Raw genomic sequence first — 24,450 nt, 5'->3', positions numbered from 1 at the left:
TATCGTATCATCGCCTCAAGATGAGGGATGAGAGTCCGAAAGCGCTTACGATATGAATTCCTGAAAATGGTTCGCTAACTAGTGATTGACAACACCCGTAGTGAACCGAAAAAATGTTCTCCACAAAGTCTTGACTGACTCGAAAAAAGTCAACTATTTCTTTGCCAAAAGAAACGGCGTATAATAGACGTATGTTGGAGACGGAAGAGGAGGACGCGATGTATTCCGGCGGGCAGCTTGACGAAGAAAAAGTGTTTAAAGATCCAGTGCACCGATACATACATGTTCGCGACAAAGTGATTTGGGATTTGATCGGCACAAAAGAATTTCAGCGCCTGCGCCGCATCAAGCAGCTCGGCACGACATATTTGACGTTTCACGGCGCCGAGCACAGCCGGTTTAACCATTCGCTCGGCGTTTACGAAATTATCCGCCGCATCATTGACGACGTGTTTGTTGGCCGCGATCATTGGGATCATAGCGAGCGCCTTCTTTGCCTATGCGCGGCGCTCTTGCACGATTTAGGGCACGGCCCGTTTTCCCATTCATTTGAAAAGGTGTTTCGCCTCGACCACGAAGATTTTACACAGGCCATCATTTTAGGCGATACGGAAGTGAACGCCGTCCTGCGCGCGGTTGATGGCAATTTTCCGCAAAAAGTGGCGGAAGTGATTGCCAAGACGTACCCGAATAAGCTCGTCGTCAGTCTCATCTCGAGCCAAATTGACGCCGATCGGATGGACTATTTGCTGCGCGATGCGTACTACACCGGCGTCAGTTACGGCTATTTTGACATGGAGCGCATTTTGCGCGTCATGCGCCCGCGCGAAGACCAAGTCGTCATCAAACGAAGCGGCATGCATGCGGTCGAGGATTACATTATGAGCCGCTACCAAATGTATTGGCAAGTGTATTTCCATCCTGTGACGCGCAGTGCGGAAGTCATTTTGACGAAAATTTTGCATCGGGCGAAAAAGCTGTACGAGGACGGGTATACGTTTGCGACGAAGCCAACCCATTTTTTATCGTTTTTTGCCGGCCATGTAACGCTCGGCGACTATTTGGCGCTCGATGAAGCGATCATCCTGTTTTACTTCCAGCAATGGCAATATGAGCGAGATCCGATTTTAAGCGATTTGTGCCGGCGGTTTGTCCACCGCCGCCTGTTCAAATATACGGAGTTCCATCCGACGAACGAGCAAATGGCGAAGCTGATCGAGCTGACCGGCTTGTTCAAAAAGGCCGGGATCGATCCAGACTATTACTTGGTCGTCGATTCATCGTCCGACTTGCCGTACGATTTTTACCGGCCGGGCGAGGAAGGCGAGCGCCTGCCGATTTATTTGTTGATGCCAAACGGGGAGCTGCGCGAGCTGTCGCGCGAATCGGTGTTGGTTGACGCCATTTCCGGCAAGCGGCGCACCGACCATAAGCTCTATTTCCCCGCTGATTTCCTGGAAGACTTGTCGACGAAGCGGACAGTGAAGAAAAAGATTATGGAAATTTTAAAGGGTTAGGAGATGACGGAGAGTGCTCACAGAGCATGCGAAAGTAATGAAGGCGTTGGCGGCCGCCGGGGAAATTGTCGGCCGCAAAAAGCTGCAAAAAATGATTTACATCGCCAAAAAGCTCGACTTTCCGTTTTATGAGAAGTTCGACTTCCACTTTTACGGCCCGTATTCGGAAGAGTTGACGTGCCGCATCGAAGAGCTGTGCGCGCTCGGCTTTTTGCATGAAGTGAAAGAGAAAAAGAGCGGCTATGTGCAATACCGCTATACACTGACCGAAGCGGGCGAACAGTTTTTGCGCCATTACGACTGGGAGATGCCGGGCCTTGCCGAATGCATGCAGGCGATGAACGGACAAAACGCACGCTTTTTGGAGCTTGTCTCCACGGTGCTCTATTTTGAACATTTGTCAAAAGATGAGGTAAAAGAGAAAATCGCTGTCGTAAAAAGCAAGCAGCGCTATACGGAGGACGAGATCGAAGAGGCGTATGCGTATATTGAGGCGCTGCGGAGCCGTTGCAACAAGGGCGCTTGTGTGTAGGGAAGGTCAACTACCCACCACTTAAAGCCTAACGGCTTTTGAAGTGGGGGCTTGGCAAGCCCTAGTTGACTACCCTCAGCCATTCAATGGCTACGTTGGAAGGGTCATGACACTTACGGATGCTCCTCCAGTCCGTAACCCTGTCGCAGATGGTTAAAAGCTCTGATGGGTAGGAGCGGTGCTGTCTGCCGAACAAGCCCTTCCAACATTGGGGAGGAGGAACTCACTCCTGAAAGGAGGTACACGTCTTGTTCGTGTACATTATCAATAAGCATGGAAAACCACTCATGCCATGCTCACCAAGGAAAGCAAGACTTTTGCTAAAACAGAAGAAAGCAAAAGTAGTAAGAAGGACACCTTTTACCATCCAGCTTTTATATGGTAGCAGTGGTTACAAACAACCCGTGTCATTGGGTGTTGACATGGGGACACGACATGTAGGAATTTCTGCAACAACAAAGAAAGATGTGCTGTTTGAAGCGGAAGCGCAACTTCGAACAGATATTGTGGAATTACTTGCTATACGGAGACAGTTCCGTAGAAGTCGAAGAAACAGAAAGACTCGCTACCGAGAAGCCAGATTTCTTAACAGAAGAAAACCAGAGGGATGGTTACCACCATCTATTCAACACAAAATCAACTCGCATATAAAGTTGATTGACTTAGTTCACAATATTCTCCCTGTCACATCTGTCACTATTGAGGTAGCAGCATTCGATACACAGAAATTAAAAAACCTAAATATCCGAGGGGTGGAATATCAACAAGGAGAATAAATGGGGTTTTGGAATGTTAGAGAGTATGTTCTATACAGAGACAATCATACTTGTCAATATTGCAAAGGAAAAAAGAAAGACCCTGTTCTCCAAGTGCATCATATTGAAAGTCGAAAGACAGGAGGTGATTCACCAGATAATCTGATCACTCTATGCAAAACATGCCACCATGAAATTCACGAAAAAGGGCTTGAGCATATATTTCAACGCAAACGACCGCCTATGAGGGATGCTAGTCAGATGACCGCCATGCGATGGGCAATGTTTAGTAGGATAAGAGAAAAATACTCGCATGCAAATATCACATACGGGTATATCACCAAATGTATTCGCATTGCTAATGGACTGTCTAAATCTCATATGGTGGATGCTCGTTGTATTAGTGGAGATCCACTAGCCAAGCCAAGTGGCACGGTTTATCTTCTAAAATTCGTTCGAAAAAACAACCGTCAATTGCATAAAGCAACCATCTTAAAAGGCGGAAAACGAAAATCAAACAAAGCTCCACGATTTGTCAAAGGGTTTCAACTGTTTGACAAGGTGGTATACGAAAGGAAAGAATGTTTTATATTTGGCAGAAGAAGCAGTGGTTATTTTGACCTTCGGCTGTTAGATGGCACAAAAGTGCATGCTTCAGCAAGCTGGAAAAAGTTAAAAAGAGTTGAGCATGCTAGTACATTGTTAATTGAAAGGAGGAAGGGCGATTCCTCCCCGACTTTCGCTCTCGCTTAGAAGTCGGGGTCTCCTCGCCAAAGAAGATGAAAAACACTGTTTCAACACACCATCAGCTGGCCATAGACGAAAAGGTGTCCCATTGTTTCCGGGACACCTTCTTCTTTTGGATTAATGCGGCAAAAACGCCAGCTGCAAAAAGAACAGCACCGCAAGCACGTACAGCAGCAACGGCACATCGCGCCAGCGGCCGCGGGCGATTTTTAAGAGCGGGTACGAGATGAAGCCGAGCGCGATGCCGGTCGCGATGCTGGACGTGAGCGGCATGCTTAAGATGATGAGAAAGGCTGGGAACGCTTCGTCCAGTTCGCGCCAATCGATATGGGCGATGTTGCTGATCATCAAGCTGCCGACGACAATGAGCGCCGGGGCGGTGATGGCAGAAAGCCCGGCGACGGCGCCGACAAGCGGGCTGAAAAAGGCGGCTGCGATGAACAAGACGGCGACCGTGAGCGCGGTCAAGCCGGTGCGGCCGCCGGCGGCGACGCCGGTTGACGACTCGATGTACGCCGATGTCGGGCTCGTGCCGAACATGGCGCCGATCGTGGTCGCGACGGAGTCGGCCAAGAGCGCCTCGCGGGCGCGCGGCAGTGTGTTTCCTTTCATCAGTCCCGCTTGCTGGGCGACGCCGATCATCGTGCCGGTCGTGTCAAAGAGCGTGACAAGCAAAAAGGAAAAGACGACAGCGTACAAGCTGTGGCTGATGACATCGCCAACGGCCGTCAATGGATTGGCGGCGACAAGCCCTTCCGGCAGCGACGGCAGCGGGACGATACCTTTGTCAAAGTGAAGCTGCCCGGTCGCGTAGGCGATGACGCCGGTCGCGACCATGCCGTAAAAGAGCGCGCCGTTGACGCCGCGCATCATGAAAACGAGCGTCACCGCCAGGCCGATGAGCGTCAACACGGCCGACGGGGCATGCAAGTTGCCAAGCGCGACCAAATTTTGCGGATGGGCTTGGATAATTCCGGTCAGCCGCAGGCCGATAAAGGCGATAAACAGCCCGATGCCGGCGGTGATGCCATGTTTTAAGCTGTCGGGGATCACTTCGATCAGCTTGCTGCGGAGCGGGGTGAGCGACAGCAACAAAAACAGCAATCCCGCGACAAACACAGCGGAAAACGCGGTTTCGTACGAAATGCCGCCGTGCGAGCCGACGACGGAATAGGCAAAATACGCGTTCAGCCCCATGCCGGGGGCAATGGCGATCGGATAGTTGGCGAATATTGCCATCCACAGCGTGCCGACGACGGTGGCGATGACGGTGGCGGTGAACGCCTGTTCAAACGGGACGCCGGCGTCTGATAAGATGATCGGATTGACGACGATGATGTACACCATGGTGAAAAAGGTCGTCAGGCCAGCGAGAACCTCTGTTTTGCGATTGCTGGCATGGTTCGGAAGACGAATCATAGGCAACCTCCTAAAGACGAACAATATGAAAGACAACTATAATAATATTCGTTTTTATTTCAAAAAGCAATGGGGACGCTCAATGGCGTCCCCCTGTTTGTTACTCCGCGTCGCTCAGCCGTTTTCCAGCGATGGCGTAATGGTCTTTCGTCATTTCTTCAATGAATACGACAACGCTCTCCCGTTTCGCCCCTGTCGTCTCGACGACGGCGTCCGTCACTTTTTCAACGAGCGCTTTCTTCTGTTCATCCGTGCGGCCGGCGAGCATTTTGATCGTGACATACGGCATCATCATTCCCCCCATTTCCTTGTCGAGTGCTATCACGCTTATTATACCATGGAACCGTGAAGTTCAGTCCACTTTTGGCGGTAAATCATGTATACTAAGGATAGTGAATACAGGGGAAAAGGAGTTAATCAAGTGGAACACATTTTGCCGTATTCGTTAAGCGAAATTCCGTACGTGCTGTTGACGCTGGCGCTGGCGTTTTCTGTGCATGAGTTCGCCCATGCCTACGTTGCTTACAAGTTCGGCGATCCGACGGCGAAAAACGAGGGACGGCTGACATTGTCACCGTTTGCCCATTTGGATTTGCTTGGAACTTTGCTGATCTTTCTCGCCGGGTTTGGCTGGGCGCGCCCGGTGCCAGTCAATCGCTTTTATTTCAAAAACCCGCGCCTTGCCGGCATTCTTGTCTCGGTGGCAGGGCCGCTAAGCAACCTCGCGCTCGCCGGGCTTGGATTTGTCATTTGGTACGCCATGATCGATTTCGGCATCATGCGGGCGCTGCCGGATTGGTTTGCGGCCGGGTTTGATCTGTTTTTCCAAATTTTTATCAGCTTGAACGCCGTCTTGTTTGTGTTTAATTTATTGCCATTTCCGCCGCTTGATGGGTATCGTATTATTGAAGACTTGGCCCCGGATGGGCTGCGGGCGAAAATGACGCAGTGGGAAACGTACGGGGCGCTCATTTTCCTTGTTCTCGTGCTGACGCCGCTCGATCGCTATACGATTGAGCCGGTGTTTCAAGTGGCGCTGCCGTTTGTGCTTGAGAACTTGCAGTCACTTGTGGCCAGCTTGTTTATGTAGGAAGGAGGAACAAGCGGATGGAGCAAAAAAAGAAAAAAAACATCGGCTTTAATATCATCAAAGACGACCCGACCGACGGGCACCGCGGCTTTGGCGCCGGGGCGTTGAGCCTAGAAAACGTGTCGCCGGTCATCATTGACGTCGAAGCGGGTGAAGCGTTCGTTGATATGGGGGCGATGCATGCCCGCAGCTCTGTTGAGCGCGGCATCAAGTTTTTGCCGGATCGCTCCGCCGTGCCAAACGGCAAGCCGTATTGGATCGTCTGGGTGACGATCGAGCGCCGCGAGGACGGTCCGTATTACGCCGGGGTGACGGCGTGCGAAATGACGGTCGACCGTGAGGCGCGCCGTGGTTATAAGTTATTGCCGGAACATGTGAACCGGCTCGATAAATCGCTGAAACGGCATATCATCGTCGATCATATGGACGCTAAGTCGAAGCGGGTGCTCGCCGACTTTTTGAAAGGCCACGACATCGGGATGTGGAACCGCTCGAGCGATGAACTGAAAAAAGGACTCGAAGGCGAATTGTGACGGTTTTGTGAACATGTTTGCCTAAGGGCTTGTTCTTATCTGGAAAAAAGGATAAACTAAATCTAAATGTATAACACAGGAAAACTAGGACAAGAAAATCCCCTGCGGGCAAACGCAGGGGATTTTCTTGTTTAAAACCATGGAAACCATTTCTCGAACCAGCTTTTTCCGTCTTCTTTTTTCTTCTTCTCCTCTTTTACATGATCGGTGCAATAGTCAACTGGTTCTGTGCCAGCGATATAATACGTTTTCCGCTTCACTGGGCACGAATCGGTTGCCAGCTTGCCGTTTTGCGGGTCGATGTAGACACCGATGACGCCTTTGGTCGGCTTGAACGATTTTTTCGGCTCGCCGGCGAGGCTTTTCTCCATAAAGCGGATCCATATTTGTTTCGCGTATTGCTTTTCGTCAAAGCGGCTCATCGTTTCGCCGCGGTCGTAGCCGGTCCAGACGCCGGCGACCAACTGCGGGGCGAAGCCGATCATCCAGCTGTCCGTTTTCGTCGTTCCGGACTTGCCGGCGTACGGGCGCGTCATTTCATCGGCGATCGATTGCCCGGTGACGGTCGTATAGCCGTTAAGCTTTGGGTCGAACATTCCGGTCATTAAATGGGTCGTCACAAACGCTGCGTCGCGGTCGAGCACTTGCCGGCTCTCCGGCTTATGTTCATACAGCACGTTTCCGTTCGCGTCGACGACTTTTTGAATAAACACCGGTTCGGTTTGTTTGCCGTAGTTGGCCAGCGTGCTGTACGCGTCCACCATGTCGATCACTTTCACGGGCGAGGTGCCAAGCGCCAATGACGGCACTGCTTTCAATCTGCTTGTAATGCCAAGCGCTTTCGCTGTTTCGACGAGTTTGTCGGCGCCGATGAACTGGAGCGTTTTCACCGCAAAGACGTTGTCGGATACAGCGAGCGCCTGAGCGAGCGTGATCGGGCCATTGGCGTAGTAGTCATTGTAATTATGGGGGGTGTACGACGATCGGCCGCCGTTAAACGTAAATGTCGTCAGCTCGCTGCGCAGTTGGGTCGATGGGGTGAATCCTTGCTTGATCGCCGCGTAATACAAAAACGGCTTAAATGTCGACCCTGGCTGGCGTTCCGCTTGCACAGCGCGGTTGAACGAGCTTTCTTCGTAGTTGCGTCCGCCGATGAGCGCCTTTACTTCCCCTGTGCGCGGATCCATGGCCACCAATGCCGCCTGGATGGCAGAATGGGGACTGATGACTTGCTTAACTTGTTCTTCGGCGATTCGCTGCAGGCGTCGGTCGAGCGTTGTGTAGACGCGCAGCCCCCCGAGCTCAATCGTCCGCTCATCAAATCCAAGCTTCGTGCGCAGCTGCTGTTTCACAACATCTTGGAAATACGGGGCCACAGGCTGCTCTCGTTCGCGGTGGCGGATGTAAACGAGCTTGTCACGGTACGCCCGCTCCGCTTCTTCGCGGCTGATGTAGCCGGCTTCCACCATAGAGGTGAGCACGATTTTTTGCCGCGCTTTTGCCCGCGCCTCGTTGACAAGCGGCGAGTAGTAATACGGCCCTTTCGGAATGCCGGCGAGCATCGCTGCCTCGCTGAGCGCCAGCTCGCTCGCGTGCTTGCCGAAATAATAGCGCGCTGCTGCCTCGATGCCGTAGGCGCCATGGCCGTAGTAAATCGTATTTAAATAGCCTTCTAAAATTTTTTCTTTGCTGTAATTGGCTTCAAGGCGGATCGTGTACAGCGCTTCCTGGATTTTTCGCGACCACGTTTTCTCATGTGTTAAAAACAAGTTGCGTGCATATTGCTGGGTGATCGTGCTCGCTCCTTGCACTTTGTCCATGGCCTCGAGATTGGCGAGCACCGCGCCGGCGATCCGTTTCAAGTCAAATCCGTGGTGTTCGTAAAACTTTCGGTCCTCAACGGCAATCGTCGCCTCGATGACGTGCGGGGAAATGTCACCGAGATGAACCCAGTACCGCTTTTGTCCATGGTCGCTTTCCCCAATTTTGCGGCCGTCGTCCGCATAAAAAATCGTTGTTTGCGGCACGGCGACCGGCGGGGCGCCTTCGATTTTGGCAAACAAAATAAAGCTCCCGAGAGCGGCGAAGGCAAAGATGGCGAGAAAAAAGCCGATAAAGACGGCGGCGCGCACATATTTCCACGTGCCGCGAAAACGGCTGCCCGGGATCGGTTCCATTGCGCATCACCTCAACGGTTTTGGCGTTGTTTTAGACATGCGGGCGGACGCCCGGCTGGATGCGCCGCCTTGCTTTTGTCAAGGCTTCGCCAGCGAGGTTTTCCGCTTTTTCTTACCAGTATGAAAAAAAATTTTTTATTTTAAACTTGTTCCTCTTGCATTTTTGCTAGATTGCTCTATACTTTTTCGTGTTTAGTTTTTCGTTGGCTAAGGAAAACTTGTATAGTAAGCAACGCTCGGAGAAAGGATGTTACCGATGGAACTTTGGTTTACCGAAAAGCAAACGGAGCATTTTGGCATCACCGCACGCATCGTCCGCACTTTACATACAGAACAAACGCCGTTTCAAAAGCTTGATATGGTCGAAACGGCGGAGTTTGGCAACATGCTCATTTTAGACGGCATGGTGATGACGACGCAAAAAGACGAGTTCGTCTATCATGAAATGGTCGCCCACGTCCCATTGTTCACCCATCCGAAGCCAGAGAACGTCCTTGTCGTCGGCGGCGGCGACGGCGGCGTCATTCGTGAAGTGCTGAAACACCCGAGCGTCAAAAAAGCGACGCTTGTCGAAATTGACGGCAAAGTGATCGAGTATTCGAAAAAATACTTGCCGGAAATTGCCGGAAAACTCGACGATCCGCGCGTCGAAGTGAAAGTCGATGACGGGTTTATGCATATCGCGCAAAGCGAAAACGAATACGACGTCATCATGGTCGACTCGACGGAACCAGTCGGCCCGGCGGTCAACTTGTTCACAAAAGGGTTTTATGCCGGCATCGCCAACGCGCTGAAAGAGGACGGCATTTTCGTCGCTCAAACGGACAACCCGTGGTTTAAAGCGGACTTGATCCGCAACGTCTACCGCGATGTGAAAGAAGTTTTCCCGATTACCCGTTTGTATACAGCGAACATTCCGACGTATCCGAGCGGGCTCTGGACGTTTACGCTCGGCTCGAAACAATACGACCCGCTTGCGGTGAGCGACGACCGGTTCCATGACATTGAGACGAAATACTACACGAAAGAATTGCATAAGGCGTGTTTCGTTTTGCCAAAATTTGTCGCGGACCTAGTGAAATAAGGGGGCAGATCGATGCGTTTTGATGAAGCTTATTCAGGCAACGTCTTTATTGGCAGCCACCCGAACTTCGAAGAAAGCGAAGCGGTCATTTACGGCATGCCGATGGACTGGACGGTCAGCTACCGGCCTGGCTCGCGGTTTGGCCCGGCCCGCATCCGCGAAGTGTCAATCGGGCTTGAGGAGTACAGCCCATATTTGGACCGCGAACTCAAAGACATCCGCTACTTTGACGCTGGAGACATTCCGCTGCCGTTTGGCAATGCGGCCCGCAGTTTAGAGCTGATTGAGCAGTTCGTGAAAAAGGTGCTTGACGCCGGCAAGTTTCCGCTCGGCCTCGGCGGCGAACATCTCGTCTCTTGGCCGGTCATCAAAGCGGTGTACGACTATTACCCGGATTTGGCCGTCATTCACATGGACGCCCATACTGACTTGCGCGAACATTACGAAGGCGAGCCGCTGTCGCACGCGACGCCAATCCGCAAAGTCGCTGACTTGATCGGCCCGACGAATGTCTTTTCGTTCGGCATCCGTTCCGGGATGAAAGAGGAGTTTGAGTGGGCGAAAGAAAACGGTATGTACATCGCCAAGTTTGAGGTGCTTGAACCGCTCCGCTCCGTGTTGCCAAAGCTCGCTGGCCGCCCGGTGTATGTGACGATCGACATCGATGTGCTTGACCCGGCCCATGCCCCCGGAACGGGAACGGTCGATGCCGGCGGCATTACATCGAAAGAGCTGCTAGCCGCGATCCATGAGATCGCCCGCTCCGACGTCCGCGTTGTCGGCGCCGATTTGGTGGAAGTCGCGCCGATTTACGACCACTCCGAACAAACGGCCAATACGGCGAGTAAGCTTGTGCGGGAAATGCTGCTTGGTTGGGTAGGGAAGTGAAAAATGAGAAAAAGCGCCTAAATCGCAAGTTTGCGAGGTCGCTTTTTTGGTGGGACAAAAGATGCAGGAATATGAGCGTACGGAGGATCATAACATGTAATGTTCTTACAGAGAAAGGGAAGGAGGGAATGAAGATGGGCGTGAAGCTGATCAAAATTTCTGTTGTGTACTTTGTCATTGGCGTCTGTATTGGGCTTGGCATGTCGATGCCCCATTCGTTTGCGCTGACCCCGGTCCATGTCCATATCAACTTGCTTGGCTGGACGGCCTTGACGCTTGCTGGCATCATCTATCATTTATTTCCACAAGCGGCGGCGACGAAATGGGCGAAAGTGCATTTCTGGCTGCACAATATCGGCCTGCCGGTCATGATGATCGGTCTCATTTTCGTCGTTTACGGTAACGAAGCGTTCGTGCCGGTGACAGCGATTGGCGGGGTGCTCGTCGTGATAGGTGTCATTCTTTTTGCTATTAACGTGCTAAAAAATGTTCGGGCGTCATCATAAAATACCGATGGAACAAAGAGGGTGTCCCAAAAGGATCGGGACACCTTTTCTTATTACCGTATGTAGGCATAAAACAATCATTAAGATAACAATATGTTGTGTTTTGTTTAAGGAAAAACAACCTTTTGGGCCAGCCCTTTTTTTGCCCACTGGAGCGGAAATCTGCCATCGGGTTTGTCCCCTCTTGAATGGAGCGGAACAGTTCATTATACTATAAACTATGACTGTTTGTTCGCAAAGGTGTGTTCATCGATATGAAGGAAACAAACGGCATCCCGGCGCGCCTCCGCCAAGTGGCTGTCATTCGCGACGGTCCGCGCCAAGAGACGGTTGTGCTTGAGGCGGACGGGGTGTATTACATAAAAGGGGAAACAGGCTATTTGCAGTTTGAGGAGGAAAACGAACTCGGGCGGGTGAACAACATTGTGAAAATCGCGCCTGACGAGGTGACCATCCTTCGCTCCGGAGCGGTCGAGATGCGGCAAACGTTCCGCCGCCGGCAAGAAACGCCGGGCCATTACGGAACGGTGTTTGGGCGGTGGGCGATGGCGGCGAAAACGGATGCGATCGAGTTTCACTATGACGATAAGCGGAAGCGGGGGCGGCTCTTTCTCTCCTACGAGCTTTTCTTGCAAAACGAGCGGAGCGGACGCCATACGTTGACGTTGACATTTAAGGGGGTATAAGCCGATGAACATTGTCGGACAAATGAAAGAACAGCTGAAAGAAGAAATTCGCCAGGCGGCGGTGAAAGCCGGGCTCGTTTCGGCTGATGAGCTGCCGGACGTCTTGCTGGAGGTGCCGTGCGACAAGACACATGGCGATTACTCGACGAACATCGCCATGCAGCTTGCCCGCATTGCGAAAAAGCCGCCGCGGGCGATTGCCGAAGCCATCGTCGGGCAGCTTGATCGCGAGCGCGTATCGGTGGCGCGCATTGAGGTGGCGGGGCCGGGATTTATTAACTTTTACATGGACAACCGCTATTTGACGGCGGTCGTGCCGGCGATTTTGCAGGCGGGACAAGCGTATGGCGAATCGAACGTCGGCAACGGGGAAAAAGTGCAAGTCGAGTTCGTCTCCGCCAACCCGACCGGCGACTTGCATTTGGGCCATGCCCGCGGCGCGGCGGTCGGCGATTCGCTTTGCAACATTTTGGCGAAAGCCGGGTTTGACGTGACGCGCGAATACTATATTAACGACGCCGGCAAGCAAATTTACAACTTGGCGAAATCGGTCGAAGCCCGCTATTTCCAGGCGCTCGGTGTCGATATGCCGTTGCCGGAGGACGGCTATTACGGCGACGACATTGTCGAAATCGGCAAAACACTTGCTGAGGAATATGGCGATCGGTTCGTCCACGCCGATGAAGAGGAACGACTTGCTTTCTTCCGCGAATACGGCCTTCGTTATGAGCTCGACAAAATTAAACAAGATTTGGCCGCATTCCGTGTTCCGTTCGACGTCTGGTACTCGGAAACATCGCTTTATGAAAGCGGCAAAATCGACGAAGCGCTTTCCACTTTGCGCGAGCGCGGCTACATTTACGAGCAGGACGGGGCGACATGGTTCCGTTCGACGGCGTTTGGGGACGACAAAGACCGCGTCTTAATTAAGCAGGACGGCACTTATACGTACTTGCTTCCGGACATCGCCTACCACCAAGACAAGCTGCGGCGCGGATTTACCAAGCTGATTAACGTTTGGGGAGCGGATCACCACGGCTACATTCCGCGCATGAAAGCGGCGATCGCCGCGCTCGGCTACGATCCGGAGGCGCTCGAAGTCGAAATCATCCAAATGGTGAACTTATACCAAAACGGCGAGCGCGTCAAAATGAGCAAGCGCACCGGCAAGGCGGTGACGATGCGCGAGCTGATGGAAGAAGTCGGCGTCGATGCCGTCCGCTATTTCTTTGCGATGCGCTCGGGCGATACGCATTTGGATTTTGACATGGACTTGGCCGTGTCGCAGTCGAATGAAAATCCGGTTTACTACGTCCAATACGCGCATGCCCGCGTCTCAAGCATTCTCCGCCAAGCGGAAGAGCAAAACGTGTCGTACGAAGGCGACCTCGCTTTGCATCATTTAGTGGAGACGGAAAAAGAAATCGAGCTGCTCAAAGTGCTCGGCGACTTCCCGGACGTCGTCGCCGAGGCAGCGCTCAAGCGGATGCCGCACCGCGTCACCGCCTATGCGTTTGAGCTGGCTTCGGCGCTCCATAGCTTCTACAACGCGGAAAAAGTGCTTGATTTGGACAACATCGAAAAAACGAAAGCCCGCCTCGCGTTGGTGAAGGCGGTGCAAATTACGCTGAAAAACGCGTTGGCGTTGATCGGCGTTTCCGCCCCGGAACAAATGTAACAGATGCAACAAAGGAGGGGAGTGACTGCTTCCCTTTTTGTCTGGGCATCATAAGGAAAAACAACGATGGAGGATTTGCTTGTGAAAGAAGTGGTGCTGTCGCTTGTCACCGGCATCGTTGTCGGTTTTTTGTTCACGCTGTTCCGCCTGCCGATTCCGGCCCTTCCGGCGTTGGCTGGCATTGCCGGCATTGTTGGAGTGTATCTTGGGATGCGGCTGTTTCAATGGTTGACATTGTTTTGGAAATGAATAGAAGATACAGGATGGCCAACTGATTCAATCCCGGCCGGCGCCTGCAGCGATCTCACATCGCCAACATGGAGCCGGCCGGGTTTTTTGTTTGGCGGTTTCGGCCGGGATTCCTTTGCCCTTTTGTCCGGGCGTTCGTCCAAGCGCCGGGTTTTGCACGAAAAAAGGCTGATTTTTCCAAGTTCCTCCTCGGGGAAAGCCGCTGTTAGGCGGGTTGGTGATGAACATCGCCGGCTTTTTTCGTGTTGCCTACAACCAGGCGGAAATCAGCTGGGAAATCGATTCTTTGCCGCGGTCAAGGAGCGAACGCTTCCGCCAAAAATCGAGCGTCAGCGGCTCGGCGCGCGTCAGGTCGCGTTGGATCGCCCGCTTGACCACCTGCGTGAACGCGCGGTCGAATACATAGCAGTTGATTTCGCCGTTGAGAAACAGACTGCGCCGGTCAAAGTTGGCGGTGCCGACATCGCACCATTCCTCATCGACGACAATCGTTTTGGCGTGGTAAAATCCTTGGTAAAAGCGGTAAATGCGCGCTCCGGCCTTCAGCATTTGATAAAAATACGGGTAAGCGGCCTCGCGGACAAATAAATGGTCCGCCCGCAGCGGCACAATGACCGTGACGCGCACCCCGCGCCGGATCGCGCGCATAAGCTCGTCAAACAACGGCCGGCTCGGGATAAAGTAGGGGCTGCCGATCATAATTTCTCGTTTTGCCTGCCGGATCGCATCGATATACTGCTCTTCAAGCGCGGCGCCGTCAGTCGCGACAAGCTGGTGGCGGATGGCGCCGGCGTGAAGGGGTGGGAAGTAGCGGCGTTTGTCAGCGACGGTTTTGCCCGTCGCCTCCTCCCAATCGTGCAAAAATTGTTCTTGCAAGTCGTGCACCCCTTCTCCGCTGATTTTTAAGTGATAGTCGCGCCATTCTCCGATGTTAGCGTCCTTTCCACTGTATTCGCGGCCGATGTTAAAACCGCCCATATACCCGACCTTTCCATCGATGACCGTAATTTTTCGGTGGTTGCGGCGGTTGAGGCGGTAAATGAAAAACGGAAAGCGCGGCGGGCGGGCGTAGGCGAATTCGACACCGCTTGCCTTCAGCGAACGGATGAGCGTTTTCGGCAACCCGAGGCTGCCGACCCAGTCCGTCAACAAGCGCACTTCCACCCCTTCCGCCGCTTTTTCCTTTAAAAGTTGGAAAAATGGCGCCGTCGTTTCGTCATGCTTGATGATATAAAACAAAATATGGATATGATCGCGGGCGCGGCGCAGCTCGGCAAAATAATCGGCAAATAAATGCCGTCCATTCACATACAAGGCCATATCGCTCCGCCGCTTTGGGTACACGACTTTTTTGCGCCCGTTGCGGAGGATCAGCCGGCCAAGCTTGTCATCAAGATAAACGAGTGCGAATATGATCACAATAACGGCAATGATGAGCATATTTTTCCCTCCTGTGCGTCGCTTCAGTACTTATTAATGTGTCCTACAACGCGCAAAAATAGCAGAGCGAACACCCGCTTCCGACCTGTCCGCGTTCTTCGCTGCTTGACGTTCCGCTGCACGGGCCCGGCAACGGCATGAGCATGATTTGGCATGGCGAGGAAGCGACATGGAGCGAACCGGGCGCCTCGCTCATCGCTGGCGCGTTTTCCCGGGTTGGGGAAACCAGCCATTTTTGAGCATATTTTGCGCACCTGCGTGGAAAGCGGGGCGCTGTTAGGCGAACGGATCCGGATGAATGCCATCCATTCGCCGCGCGTCTATATGCGGAGCCTTGCGACGCGCCATTCCCGCTCTGAGCTGTCGCCGGCGATCCGCGACGCCATTTCGGTCGTCAAAGCGGCCGGTTTTGATCTCGTCATTGTCGAAACGAGCGGGATCGGCCAGGGCGATGCCGCCATTACCGAAGTATGCGACGTTTCGATGTATGTGATGACAAGCGAATTCGGAGCGCCAACGCAGCTTGAGAAAATCGATATGATCGATTACGCCGATTTGATCGCCATTAACAAGTTTGAACGCAAAGGCTCGGAAGATGCAAAACGGCAAGTGCAGAAGCAGTATCAACGAAGCCATCAGCTGTTTGACCGTGATCTATCGGAAATGCCGGTATACGGCACGATCGCCAGCCAGTTTAACGACCCGGGCACGAATACGCTTTTTGTCGCACTTGTCGATACGATCAACCGGAAAACGGGAACGAACTGGAAGACGAATTTGAAAACCGTTGCCAACGTTGAAAAGCATAACGTCATCATCCCGAATGAGCGCCGCTACTATTTGCGCGAAATTGCGGAGACGGTCCGCTCGTACCACCGCCGCGCCGAGCAGCAAGTCGAGGTGGCCCGACGCCTCTTCCAAATCGAAGGGGCCATCGAAGCGGCGAAGGAACGGGACGAAGCTGAAGACGTGATCCGCGCGCTCGAAACGCTCAAAGCCGATTACGAAGCGAAGCTGACGCCCGAATCGAAGCGCATTTTGGCGACATGGGAAGAGACGAAAGCGAAATATGCGGCGAAGACATTCGTGACAAAAGTGCGGGACAAAGAAATTGTCACCGAACCTCTCTTTTGCTTTTTTCGCCAAATATGTAGCATAAACCCCGACAATTTGTTTATAATAAATGGTATGTATTCCACTTGCATTCATTTGTTTCATTATATAGAAGGGGAGTGCTGAACTTGAGCCTGCAGCAGCAATACTCGCCAGAGGAATTGCAGGAGATGTCGTTCGTCGAACTGGTGAACCTCATTTTGCTTGACAAGCGCGAGGCGCTGCCGTTCGACCAAATCGTCCGCGAAGCCGCGGCATTAACCGGCATGGCGGAAGACGACATCGCCGCGCGGCTTGCCCAATATTATACCGATTTAAACATCGACGGGCGGTTTATTTGCGTTGGGGAAAACGTCTGGGGGCTGCGTGCGTGGTATCCGTTTGACCAGACGGAAGACGAAACGGTGACGATCGTCAAGCCGAAGAAGAAAAAAGCGCTTGATGATGAATACGATGATTACGAAGAGTTGCTTGACGAAGAGGATCTCGATTACGACGATCTTGATGACTACGATGAGGAAGAGCTCGAGCTTGACGACGAAGAGCTGCTCGAAGACGAGGAATTCGATCTGGACGAAGACGTTGCTTTTGATGATGAGGACATTCTCGACGACGAACCGTTTGATTTGGACGATGAACCGCTTGACGAAGAGCTGGATCTCGAGGAAGCGGAGGAAGACGAATAACCGCTTGACTTTGTTTGAGGAACTCAGTACAATGTGTGTTGGGCTCTTGAAAAATGGACGAATTCATCAGTCGCTCCCTTACATATGGTAAGTGGAGCATTTTTTATTTGCCCTTTCGCAAACACTGTTATTGTAACTTCGGCAAGGGGGAAGACAAAATGACGAAATACATTTTTGTGACGGGCGGTGTCGTTTCTTCGCTCGGGAAAGGGATCACAGCTGCGTCGCTCGGGCGGCTCTTGAAAAATCGCGGCCTGAACGTGACGATTCAAAAGTTCGACCCGTACATTAACGTCGACCCGGGAACGATGAGCCCGTATCAGCACGGCGAAGTGTTCGTCACCGATGACGGCGCGGAAACGGATTTGGACTTAGGCCATTATGAGCGGTTCATCGATATTAATTTGAACAAATACAGCAACGTCACGACCGGGAAAATCTACTCCGCCGTCATCCGCAAAGAGCGGCGCGGCGATTACCTCGGCGGCACGGTGCAAGTCATTCCGCACATCACGAACGAAATCAAAGAGCGCGTCTTCCGCGCCGGCCGGGAAACGAACGCCGATGTCGTCATTACGGAAATCGGCGGTACGGTCGGCGACATTGAATCGTTGCCGTTTTTGGAAGCCATCCGCCAAATCAAAAGCGACGTCGGCCGCGAAAATGTCATGTACATTCATTGCACGCTTGTGCCATACATCAAGGCAGCCGGGGAAATGAAAACGAAGCCGACGCAGCACAGCGTGAAAGAACTGCGCAGCCTCGGCATCCAGCCGAACGTCATCGTCGTCCGTACAGAAATGCCGATGCCGCAAGAGATGAAAGACAAAATCGCTCTCTTTTGCGACATCGACCCGAAGGCAGTCATTGAGTGCCGCGATGCGGACACGCTCTATGCGGTGCCGCTTATGCTTCAAGAACAAAAGCTCGATCAAATCGTCTGTGAACATTTGCGCCTCAACTGCCGTGAAGCAGATATGACGGAGTGGAAAGCGCTCGTCGAGAAAGTGCGAAACTTGTCGAAAACGACGAAAATCGCCCTCGTCGGCAAGTATGTTGAACTGCCGGACGCCTACATTTCGGTCGTCGAGGCCCTTCGCCATGCCGGCTATGCATTTGATACGGGCATTGAGATCCAATGGGTGAATGCGGAGCACGTCACGCGCGACAATGTGGCGGAGTTGCTGAAAGACGCGGACGGCATTTTGGTTCCGGGCGGGTTTGGCGACCGCGGCGTGGAAGGGAAAATCGAGGCGATCCGCTACGCCCGCGAGCAGCGCGTGCCGTTTTTGGGCATTTGCTTAGGAATGCAGCTCGCCTCGATTGAATTTGCCCGCCATGTTGTCGGGTTGTCTGGCGCCCATTCGTCCGAGTTTGACCCGAATACGCCGCATCCGATCATCGACTTGCTTCCAGAGCAAAAGGATGTCGAAGATTTAGGCGGCACGCTTCGCCTCGGCCTGTATCCGTGCAAGCTGCAGGAAGGAACGCTCGCCTACGCTGCGTACGGCGATGAAGTCATTTACGAACGCCATCGCCATCGGTATGAATTCAACAATCAATACCGCCATCTATTAGAAGAGCATGGCTTCGTCTTCTCCGGCACGAGCCCGGATGGACGGCTTGTGGAAATTATCGAGCTGAAAGACCATCCGTGGTTTGTCGCCGCGCAGTTCCATCCTGAATTCACCTCGCGCCCGACGCGGCCGCAGCCGCTCTTCCGCGAGTTTGTCAAAGCGGCGCTGCAATCAAAAGAAGGATATGACGCCCTAGGCAAGGGGACGGTATAGCCTCCGGCGGCGCAGCAAGAAAGAGGGTGTCCCAACGCAACGGGACACCCTCTCTTTTTAGGCATATTCTTGCAAAATGTCATCAAGCAACACGACAAGCCCATAGTAGATGAACGAAGCGGCGGTCACGGTCGGCATGGCGATGCGACGCCCGTCTTCCGTCGGCACGAGCGGGCGGGACAGTTTGCTGTCGATATGGACAGTGGCCAGCTCCGCCAAGCCCGGCTCGTCTTTGACGAGCGCTGAGACGGCAACCGTATCAACGCCGTGCCCCTGCAGCTGTTCCACGAGGCGGATCGCTTCGTTGTCGTTGGAAAAACGGGCGAATACGAGCGCCCGGTCCGTTTCGTTCCAATCGCCCACTTCCCTTGATTCGATGCGGGCCGCCTTTGGCAGCCGATCCGGACCGAGAAGCGCGGCGGTGACAACCGCGTCCAATTCGCCTGCTCCGTACAGCCAGATGCGCCCGTCGCCGACGACCGCCTGGGCGAGCAGACGCGCCCCGTCCTCAAGCGCCCACTCCTCGTCCGCCGCGATTTTTTGCAGCAACCCGATCGTTTGCGTCGCCAAAATTTTCATCATTTGGCCTCCTTTCTCCGCTATTATACAAAATCCGTAAATGATCCGAAAAGCAAGCAGGAAATACGTTCGGGAAATGCGAAACATTAATAGGGAGAAAACAGGGAATAGAGGTGCATAAATGTGGGAAACAAAATTTTAATCGTCGACGACCAGTACGGCATCCGCATCTTGTTAAATGAAGTGTTTCAGCGGGAAGGGTACGTGACTTATCAGGCGGCCAACGGCATGCAGGCGTTGGAAATCGTCCGCAAACACCATCCCGACCTCGTGCTTCTCGATATGAAAATTCCCGGCATGGACGGCATTGAAATTTTAAAGCGGCTCAAAGACATCGACCCGGACATCAAAGTGATCATTATGACCGCGTACGGCGAGCTGGATATGATTCAGGAAACGAAAGAGCTTGGGGCGCTCATGCATTTTGCCAAGCCATTTGACATCGACGACTTGCGCGCCGCCGTCAAAAGCCATCTTTCTTCGTAAAGCTCTTTTTTGTGTCAGCTGCACTAACGAAGGGAATGGTTGCTGTTTTGCCGGCAAGTTGGTATGCTTATTAACGTAGATGCATTTTGCGCCTGTCGGCCTATGTTTCGCCATGGCGACAAAGACGATAATCAACTAAGGAGGATGGAACCATGTCGTTAGTATCGATGAAAGAGATGCTCAACGAGGCGCTGCGCGGCAAATATGCGGTCGGCCAATTCAACATCAACAACTTGGAATGGACGCAAGCGATTTTAGCGGCCGCCGAAGAAGAAAAATCGCCGGTCATTCTCGGCGTCTCCGAAGGGGCGGCTCGTTACATGGGCGGGTTTAAAACGGTCGTCAACATGGTAAAAGGCTTAATGGAAGACATGAACATCACCGTTCCGGTCGCCATCCATCTTGACCATGGTTCGAGCTTTGAAAAATGCAAAGCGGCGATCGATGCTGGGTTCACCTCGGTCATGATTGACGCCTCCCATCATCCGTTTGAGGAAAACGTCCGCATTACCTCACAAGTCGTAGAGTACGCCCATGCGCGCGGCGTCTCGGTTGAAGCCGAGCTCGGCATTGTCGGCGGGCAGGAAGATGACGTCGTCGGCGAAGGCGTCATTTACGCCGATCCGAAAGAATGTGAAGAACTTGTCAAACGGACAGGCATCGACTGCCTTGCTCCGGCGCTCGGTTCGGTGCACGGCCCTTACAAAGGGGAGCCGAAGCTCGGGTTTGCCGAAATGGAGCAAATCCGCGATTTGACCGGCATTCCGCTCGTTTTGCACGGCGGCACCGGCATTCCAACTGAACAAATTCAGCGCGCCATTTCCCTTGGCACATCGAAAATCAACGTCAATACGGAAAACCAAATCGCCTTTACCAAAGCGGTCCGTGAACTGCTTGCCAAAGACCCGAACGTCTATGATCCGCGCAAAATTATCGGTCCGGGCCGCGACGCGATCAAAGCGACGGTCATCGGCAAAATGCGTGAATTCGGCTCGTCCGGAAAAGCGGCGCAATAACGAGCAAACGGCAAGATCGGCCTGGCAGGCAGCTTTCGGTCGTCAACCGGGCTTGCCTGCCTGCGTCCAAATAATGACAAGGAGGGATACGTAGTGAAATTTTTCATTGATACCGCCAATTTGGAAGAAATTAAACACGCCCATGAGCTCGGCATTTTGGCCGGCGTCACGACCAACCCGAGCTTAGTGGCGAAAGAAAACGTTTCGTTCCATGACCGGCTGCGCGAAATTACATCCATCGTCTCCGGTTCGGTGAGCGCCGAGGTCATTTCGACCGATGCGGCCGGCATGATTGAGGAAGGAGAAGAGCTGGCGAAAATCGCTCCGAACATTACCATTAAAGTGCCGATGACGCCGGAAGGGTTAAAAGCGGTAAAAACGTTCAGCGAAAAAGGCATTAAAACGAATGTGACGCTCGTGTTTACCGCCAACCAGGCGCTATTGGCGGCGCGCGCCGGCGCGACATACGTTTCTCCGTTCCTCGGCCGCCTCGATGACATCGGCCATAATGGCTTAGAGCTCATTTCCACGATTGCGGACATTTTCAACATTCACGGCATCGAAACGGAAATCATCGCAGCTTCGATCCGCCACCCGCACCATGTGACGGAAGCAGCGTTGCGCGGGGCGCACATCGCCACCGTCCCGTACAAAGTGCTGATGCAATTGTTCCACCATCCGCTCACCGATCAAGGAATCGAGAAGTTTCTTGCCGACTGGAATCGGCAACAATGAAAATAAGGCGTTTGCCTCTAAAGGCAAGCGGGCTCACCCCGCCCGGCCTTGTCTTCTCATCCGAAAGGTGAAGCCACTTCCGAGCAAAGAAGGGAGACGACGATGGATAAAATCAAAATCATCGGCGGGGATCGGCTGCAGGGAACAATCAAAGTGAGCGGCGCGAAAAACAGCGCGGTCGCCTTGATTCCGGCAGCGATTTTGGCCGAGTCGCCGGTGACGATCGAAGGATTGCCGGACATTTCCGATGTGCGCATTTTAGGAAGCTTGATCGAAGAAATCGGTGGTTCGTTTTCATTTGACGGCAAGAAGGCGGTCATCGACCCGACGAACATGGTTTCCATGCCGCTTCCGAACGGAAAGGTGAAAAAGCTGCGCGCCTCCTACTATTTGATGGGCGCGATGCTCGGACGCTTCAAAAAAGCGGTCGTCGGCCTGCCGGGCGGCTGCCACCTCGGACCGCGCCCGATCGATCAGCACATTAAAGGGTTTGAAGCGCTCGGCGCCACCGTCACGAACGAGCAGGGCGCCATCTATTTGCGCGCTGAGGAGCTTCGCGGAGCCCGCATTTTTTTGGACGTCGTCAGCGTCGGCGCGACGATCAACATCATGCTGGCGGCGGTGCGCGCCAAAGGGCGGACGATTATCGAAAACGCGGCAAAAGAGCCGGAAATCATTGATGTGGCAACGCTGCTCTCCAACATGGGCGCGAAAATTAAAGGCGCAGGCACCGATGTCATCCGCATCGACGGCGTCGAAAAATTATCGGGCTGCCGCCACGCCATCATTCCGGACCGGATTGAAGCCGGCACGTACATGATTGCCGCTGCAGCGATGGGCAATGAAGTCGTCGTCGACAACGTCATCCCGCAGCACGTCGAATCGCTGACGGCCAAACTGCGCGAAATGGGCGTGCGCGTCGAGAAGGGAGAAGACCAAATTCTCGTCTGCGGCTCTGATGTTTTGAAAGCGGTTGACGTCAAGACGCTCGTCTACCCCGGTTTCCCAACCGATTTGCAGCAGCCGTTTACCGCCTTATTGACAAAAGCGAACGGCACAAGCATCGTCACGGATACCATTTACAGCGCCCGCTTCAAACACGTCGATGAGCTGCGGCGCATGAACGCCAACGTAAAAGTGGAAGGCCGCTCGGCCATTGTCACCGGCCCGGTCCAATTGCAAGGGGCGAAAGTGAAGGCGAGCGATTTGCGCGCCGGGGCCGCGCTTGTGATTGCCGGACTGATGGCTGATGGGGTGACGGAAATTACCGGCGTCGAGCATATCGACCGCGGCTACAGCGGCTTAGTCGAGAAGCTGTCCGCACTCGGCGCCGTCATTTGGCGCGAAAAAATGACCGATGAAGAAATCGAGCAAGTGAAAAACGCGTAACGTCCAGTCGACAAAGGGGAGAGGGAGAACGACGATGGAACGAAGCTTATCGATGGAACTCGTGCGCGTCACCGAAGCGGCGGCGCTTGCCGCCGCCCGCTGGATGGGGCGCGGGAAAAAGAATGAGGCTGATGACGCCGCGACGTCGGCGATGCGCGATGTGTTTGACACCGTGCCGATGAAAGGGACGGTCGTCATCGGCGAAGGGGAGATGGACGAAGCGCCGATGCTGTATATCGGGGAGAAGCTCGGCAACGGCTACGGTCCGCGCGTTGACGTCGCCGTTGACCCGCTTGAAGGGACGAACATCGTCGCGTCCGGGGGCTGGAACGCCTTGGCGGTCGTCGCGGTCGCTGACCACGGCCATTTGCTTCATGCGCCCGATATGTACATGGAGAAAATCGCCGTCGGCCCGGAAGCGGTCGGCATGATTGATATTGAGGCGCCGATCATCGACAATTTAAAAGCGGTGGCGAAGGCGAAAAACAAAGATATTGAAGACGTCGTCGCGGTTGTTCTCAACCGTCCGCGCCATGAGCGTCTCATTCATGAGCTGCGTGAAGCCGGCGCCCGCATTAAGCTCATCAATGACGGCGATGTCGCCGCCGCCATTAACACGGCGTTCGACCATACCGGCGTTGACATTTTGTTCGGCTCGGGCGGCGCGCCGGAAGGAGTGCTCGCGGCGGTTGCGTTAAAATGCCTCGGCGGCGAGCTGCAAGGAAAACTACTGCCGCAAAACGAGGCCGAGCTCGAGCGCTGCAAGAAAATGGGCATTGACGTCAACAAAGTGCTGTGCATGGACGATTTGGTGAAAGGGGACGACGCCATTTTGGCCGCCACCGGCGTCACGGACGGCGAACTGTTGCGCGGCGTTCAGCTCAAGGGGGCGTACGGCCTCACCCACTCGGTCGTCATGCGCGCCAAATCCGGCACCGTCCGCTTTATCGAAGGGCGGCACAGCTTGAAGAAAAAACCGAATTTGGTCTTTAAGTGAGACGTTCCGCCGACGGGCCGGAGCGCCTACACCGCTCATTGGAATCAAACGACAACAATCCCGCGGCTTTCCTTTCCATCCGTCTTGGCGGCGCCGGCATCGAGAGGCGCCGCTTTGCCCGGAACGAAAAAAAGATTGATTAAAAAGCGGAAAAAAGGGTAAAATAGTCGTGTTGCTTATGCAAAAATAAGCTCTGCCATTCTACTTCATTTCAGCCTTCATCCTATTTCGCGCAGGAGACTCCCACTTCAACGACCAAAGGGAGTAAGTGGGAGAGGAATGCGCGTTCCCCCTTTCTTTTGTGTATGATAGAATAAAGGCGTGGAGAAAACCGTTCAATAAAGGCACTCCAATCACG

24 protein-coding genes and 1 pseudogene are annotated in these 24,450 nt (G+C 53.5%); 20 read left to right on the top strand and 5 right to left on the bottom strand.

Going from position 1 to position 24,450, the window contains the following annotated elements:
- The first annotated feature begins 218 nt into the window (after positions 1-218).
- The 4 genes from IKE44_RS06795 to IKE44_RS06780 all read left to right on the top strand — a co-directional run bounded on the left by IKE44_RS06795 (position 219) and on the right by IKE44_RS06780 (position 3,557).
- A complete protein-coding gene (locus IKE44_RS06795) occupies positions 219-1,517 on the top strand; it encodes an HD domain-containing protein (protein ID WP_049624635.1) in 1,299 nt (432 codons plus the stop codon).
- Between the two features lie 13 nt (positions 1,518-1,530).
- Entirely contained in the window at positions 1,531-2,049 is a 519-nt protein-coding gene (locus IKE44_RS06790) for a YwgA family protein (protein ID WP_033015432.1), read from the top strand.
- 254 nt (positions 2,050-2,303) lie between these two features.
- A complete protein-coding gene (gene iscB / locus IKE44_RS06785) occupies positions 2,304-2,825 on the top strand; it encodes an RNA-guided endonuclease IscB (protein WP_287465413.1) in 522 nt (173 codons plus the stop codon).
- A complete protein-coding gene (locus IKE44_RS06780) occupies positions 2,826-3,557 on the top strand; it encodes an HNH endonuclease (RefSeq protein ID WP_287465409.1) in 732 nt (243 codons plus the stop codon).
- 111 nt (positions 3,558-3,668) lie between these two features.
- On the opposite strand, the gene IKE44_RS06775 is transcribed toward IKE44_RS06780, so the two are convergent.
- Positions 3,669-4,970 carry an NCS2 family permease gene (locus tag IKE44_RS06775; RefSeq protein WP_287465407.1) on the bottom strand — a complete coding sequence of 434 codons (1,302 nt, stop codon included), beginning with the start codon at positions 4,968-4,970 and terminating at the stop codon, positions 3,669-3,671.
- A 100-nt stretch (positions 4,971-5,070) separates the two neighbouring features.
- A complete protein-coding gene (locus tag IKE44_RS06770) occupies positions 5,071-5,259 on the bottom strand; it encodes a 2-hydroxymuconate tautomerase (protein ID WP_011232876.1) in 189 nt (62 codons plus the stop codon).
- Between the two features lie 132 nt (positions 5,260-5,391).
- On the opposite strand from IKE44_RS06770, the gene IKE44_RS06765 reads away from it, so the two are divergent.
- Both IKE44_RS06765 and IKE44_RS06760 read left to right on the top strand, forming a co-directional pair.
- Positions 5,392-6,060, top strand: coding sequence for a site-2 protease family protein (locus IKE44_RS06765; RefSeq protein ID WP_011232875.1), 669 nt, complete (start codon positions 5,392-5,394; stop codon positions 6,058-6,060).
- 17 nt (positions 6,061-6,077) lie between these two features.
- On the top strand, positions 6,078-6,593 hold the full coding sequence (locus IKE44_RS06760; RefSeq protein WP_011232874.1) for a YwhD family protein: 516 nt from the start codon (positions 6,078-6,080) through the stop codon (positions 6,591-6,593).
- Positions 6,594-6,724: 131 nt separating this feature from the next.
- On the opposite strand, the gene IKE44_RS06755 is transcribed toward IKE44_RS06760, so the two are convergent.
- A complete protein-coding gene (locus IKE44_RS06755) occupies positions 6,725-8,770 on the bottom strand; it encodes a transglycosylase domain-containing protein (RefSeq protein WP_287465405.1) in 2,046 nt (681 codons plus the stop codon).
- Positions 8,771-9,026: 256 nt separating this feature from the next.
- On the opposite strand from IKE44_RS06755, the gene speE reads away from it, so the two are divergent.
- From speE to IKE44_RS06725, 6 genes are all read left to right on the top strand, one after another.
- Positions 9,027-9,854: a polyamine aminopropyltransferase gene (gene speE, locus IKE44_RS06750; RefSeq protein WP_049624640.1), complete on the top strand. Its 828-nt coding sequence runs from the start codon at positions 9,027-9,029 to the stop codon at positions 9,852-9,854.
- Positions 9,855-9,866: 12 nt separating this feature from the next.
- Positions 9,867-10,742, top strand: coding sequence for an agmatinase (speB, locus tag IKE44_RS06745; RefSeq protein ID WP_049624641.1), 876 nt, complete (start codon positions 9,867-9,869; stop codon positions 10,740-10,742).
- 128 nt (positions 10,743-10,870) lie between these two features.
- Positions 10,871-11,248, top strand: coding sequence for a cytochrome-c oxidase (locus IKE44_RS06740; RefSeq protein WP_287465402.1), 378 nt, complete (start codon positions 10,871-10,873; stop codon positions 11,246-11,248).
- Positions 11,249-11,502: 254 nt separating this feature from the next.
- Complete coding sequence (locus tag IKE44_RS06735; protein ID WP_033010742.1) at positions 11,503-11,934, top strand: YwiB family protein; 432 nt, start codon at positions 11,503-11,505, stop codon at positions 11,932-11,934.
- A gap of 4 nt (positions 11,935-11,938) precedes the next feature.
- Complete coding sequence (gene argS, locus IKE44_RS06730; protein WP_287465400.1) at positions 11,939-13,612, top strand: arginine--tRNA ligase; 1,674 nt, start codon at positions 11,939-11,941, stop codon at positions 13,610-13,612.
- Positions 13,613-13,693: 81 nt separating this feature from the next.
- Complete coding sequence (locus tag IKE44_RS06725) at positions 13,694-13,861, top strand: XapX domain-containing protein (protein ID WP_287465412.1); 168 nt, start codon at positions 13,694-13,696, stop codon at positions 13,859-13,861.
- A 249-nt stretch (positions 13,862-14,110) separates the two neighbouring features.
- On the opposite strand, the gene cls is transcribed toward IKE44_RS06725, so the two are convergent.
- A complete protein-coding gene (gene cls / locus IKE44_RS06720) occupies positions 14,111-15,301 on the bottom strand; it encodes a cardiolipin synthase (RefSeq protein ID WP_033010745.1) in 1,191 nt (396 codons plus the stop codon).
- Positions 15,302-15,568: 267 nt separating this feature from the next.
- Between cls and IKE44_RS06715 the strand changes: the two are divergent.
- From IKE44_RS06715 to IKE44_RS06705, 3 genes and pseudogenes are all read left to right on the top strand, one after another.
- A pseudogene (locus tag IKE44_RS06715) lies at positions 15,569-16,423 on the top strand (methylmalonyl-CoA mutase); the annotation flags it as partial.
- Between the two features lie 119 nt (positions 16,424-16,542).
- Complete coding sequence (gene rpoE / locus IKE44_RS06710; RefSeq protein WP_033017340.1) at positions 16,543-17,100, top strand: DNA-directed RNA polymerase subunit delta; 558 nt, start codon at positions 16,543-16,545, stop codon at positions 17,098-17,100.
- Positions 17,101-17,258: 158 nt separating this feature from the next.
- Positions 17,259-18,890, top strand: a complete 1,632-nt coding sequence (locus tag IKE44_RS06705; protein WP_033017339.1) for a CTP synthase — start codon at positions 17,259-17,261, stop codon at positions 18,888-18,890.
- Between the two features lie 57 nt (positions 18,891-18,947).
- Here IKE44_RS06705 and IKE44_RS06700 read toward each other — a convergent pair whose 3' ends face one another.
- Positions 18,948-19,469 carry a DUF2529 domain-containing protein gene (locus tag IKE44_RS06700; protein WP_049626034.1) on the bottom strand — a complete coding sequence of 174 codons (522 nt, stop codon included), beginning with the start codon at positions 19,467-19,469 and terminating at the stop codon, positions 18,948-18,950.
- A gap of 123 nt (positions 19,470-19,592) precedes the next feature.
- On the opposite strand from IKE44_RS06700, the gene IKE44_RS06695 reads away from it, so the two are divergent.
- The 5 genes from IKE44_RS06695 to glpX all read left to right on the top strand — a co-directional run bounded on the left by IKE44_RS06695 (position 19,593) and on the right by glpX (position 24,092).
- Positions 19,593-19,955, top strand: coding sequence for a response regulator (locus IKE44_RS06695; protein WP_033008416.1), 363 nt, complete (start codon positions 19,593-19,595; stop codon positions 19,953-19,955).
- Between the two features lie 152 nt (positions 19,956-20,107).
- Positions 20,108-20,971, top strand: a complete 864-nt coding sequence (locus IKE44_RS06690; protein WP_049626035.1) for a class II fructose-bisphosphate aldolase — start codon at positions 20,108-20,110, stop codon at positions 20,969-20,971.
- A 93-nt stretch (positions 20,972-21,064) separates the two neighbouring features.
- A complete protein-coding gene (gene fsa / locus IKE44_RS06685) occupies positions 21,065-21,706 on the top strand; it encodes a fructose-6-phosphate aldolase (RefSeq protein WP_033008413.1) in 642 nt (213 codons plus the stop codon).
- Between the two features lie 102 nt (positions 21,707-21,808).
- The gene (locus tag IKE44_RS06680) at positions 21,809-23,095 is read left to right on the top strand and encodes a UDP-N-acetylglucosamine 1-carboxyvinyltransferase (protein ID WP_033017333.1); all 1,287 of its coding nucleotides are present in this window, start codon (positions 21,809-21,811) and stop codon (positions 23,093-23,095) included.
- 34 nt (positions 23,096-23,129) lie between these two features.
- On the top strand, positions 23,130-24,092 hold the full coding sequence (gene glpX / locus IKE44_RS06675) for a class II fructose-bisphosphatase (RefSeq protein ID WP_049626036.1): 963 nt from the start codon (positions 23,130-23,132) through the stop codon (positions 24,090-24,092).
- Positions 24,093-24,450: the final 358 nt, after the last annotated feature.

The sequence above is a fragment of the Geobacillus sp. genome (assembly GCF_017515625.1).
In the GTDB taxonomy this organism is placed as follows: Bacteria; Bacillota; Bacilli; order Bacillales; family Anoxybacillaceae; genus Geobacillus; species Geobacillus stearothermophilus.
Note: the sequence above shows the minus strand (reverse complement) of the source record. Positions and strands in the feature narration are given on the sequence as shown.

What these genes read in the sequence shown, in the direction of transcription:
- IKE44_RS06795 (WP_049624635.1), top strand. Translation starts at nt 219, where the DNA reads ATGTATTCCGGCGGGCAGCTTGACGAAGAAAAAGTGTTTAAAGATCCA.
- IKE44_RS06780 (WP_287465409.1), top strand. Translation starts at nt 2,826, where the DNA reads ATGGGGTTTTGGAATGTTAGAGAGTATGTTCTATACAGAGACAATCAT.
- IKE44_RS06775 (WP_287465407.1), bottom strand. Translation starts at nt 4,970, where the DNA reads ATGATTCGTCTTCCGAACCATGCCAGCAATCGCAAAACAGAGGTTCTC.
- IKE44_RS06770 (WP_011232876.1), bottom strand. Translation starts at nt 5,259, where the DNA reads ATGCCGTATGTCACGATCAAAATGCTCGCCGGCCGCACGGATGAACAG.
- IKE44_RS06760 (WP_011232874.1), top strand. Translation starts at nt 6,078, where the DNA reads ATGGAGCAAAAAAAGAAAAAAAACATCGGCTTTAATATCATCAAAGAC.
- IKE44_RS06755 (WP_287465405.1), bottom strand. Translation starts at nt 8,770, where the DNA reads ATGGAACCGATCCCGGGCAGCCGTTTTCGCGGCACGTGGAAATATGTG.
- speE (WP_049624640.1), top strand. Translation starts at nt 9,027, where the DNA reads ATGGAACTTTGGTTTACCGAAAAGCAAACGGAGCATTTTGGCATCACC.
- speB (WP_049624641.1), top strand. Translation starts at nt 9,867, where the DNA reads ATGCGTTTTGATGAAGCTTATTCAGGCAACGTCTTTATTGGCAGCCAC.
- IKE44_RS06740 (WP_287465402.1), top strand. Translation starts at nt 10,871, where the DNA reads ATGAAGATGGGCGTGAAGCTGATCAAAATTTCTGTTGTGTACTTTGTC.
- IKE44_RS06735 (WP_033010742.1), top strand. Translation starts at nt 11,503, where the DNA reads ATGAAGGAAACAAACGGCATCCCGGCGCGCCTCCGCCAAGTGGCTGTC.
- argS (WP_287465400.1), top strand. Translation starts at nt 11,939, where the DNA reads ATGAACATTGTCGGACAAATGAAAGAACAGCTGAAAGAAGAAATTCGC.
- cls (WP_033010745.1), bottom strand. Translation starts at nt 15,301, where the DNA reads ATGCTCATCATTGCCGTTATTGTGATCATATTCGCACTCGTTTATCTT.
- IKE44_RS06705 (WP_033017339.1), top strand. Translation starts at nt 17,259, where the DNA reads ATGACGAAATACATTTTTGTGACGGGCGGTGTCGTTTCTTCGCTCGGG.
- IKE44_RS06700 (WP_049626034.1), bottom strand. Translation starts at nt 19,469, where the DNA reads ATGAAAATTTTGGCGACGCAAACGATCGGGTTGCTGCAAAAAATCGCG.
- IKE44_RS06690 (WP_049626035.1), top strand. Translation starts at nt 20,108, where the DNA reads ATGTCGTTAGTATCGATGAAAGAGATGCTCAACGAGGCGCTGCGCGGC.
- IKE44_RS06680 (WP_033017333.1), top strand. Translation starts at nt 21,809, where the DNA reads ATGGATAAAATCAAAATCATCGGCGGGGATCGGCTGCAGGGAACAATC.
- glpX (WP_049626036.1), top strand. Translation starts at nt 23,130, where the DNA reads ATGGAACGAAGCTTATCGATGGAACTCGTGCGCGTCACCGAAGCGGCG.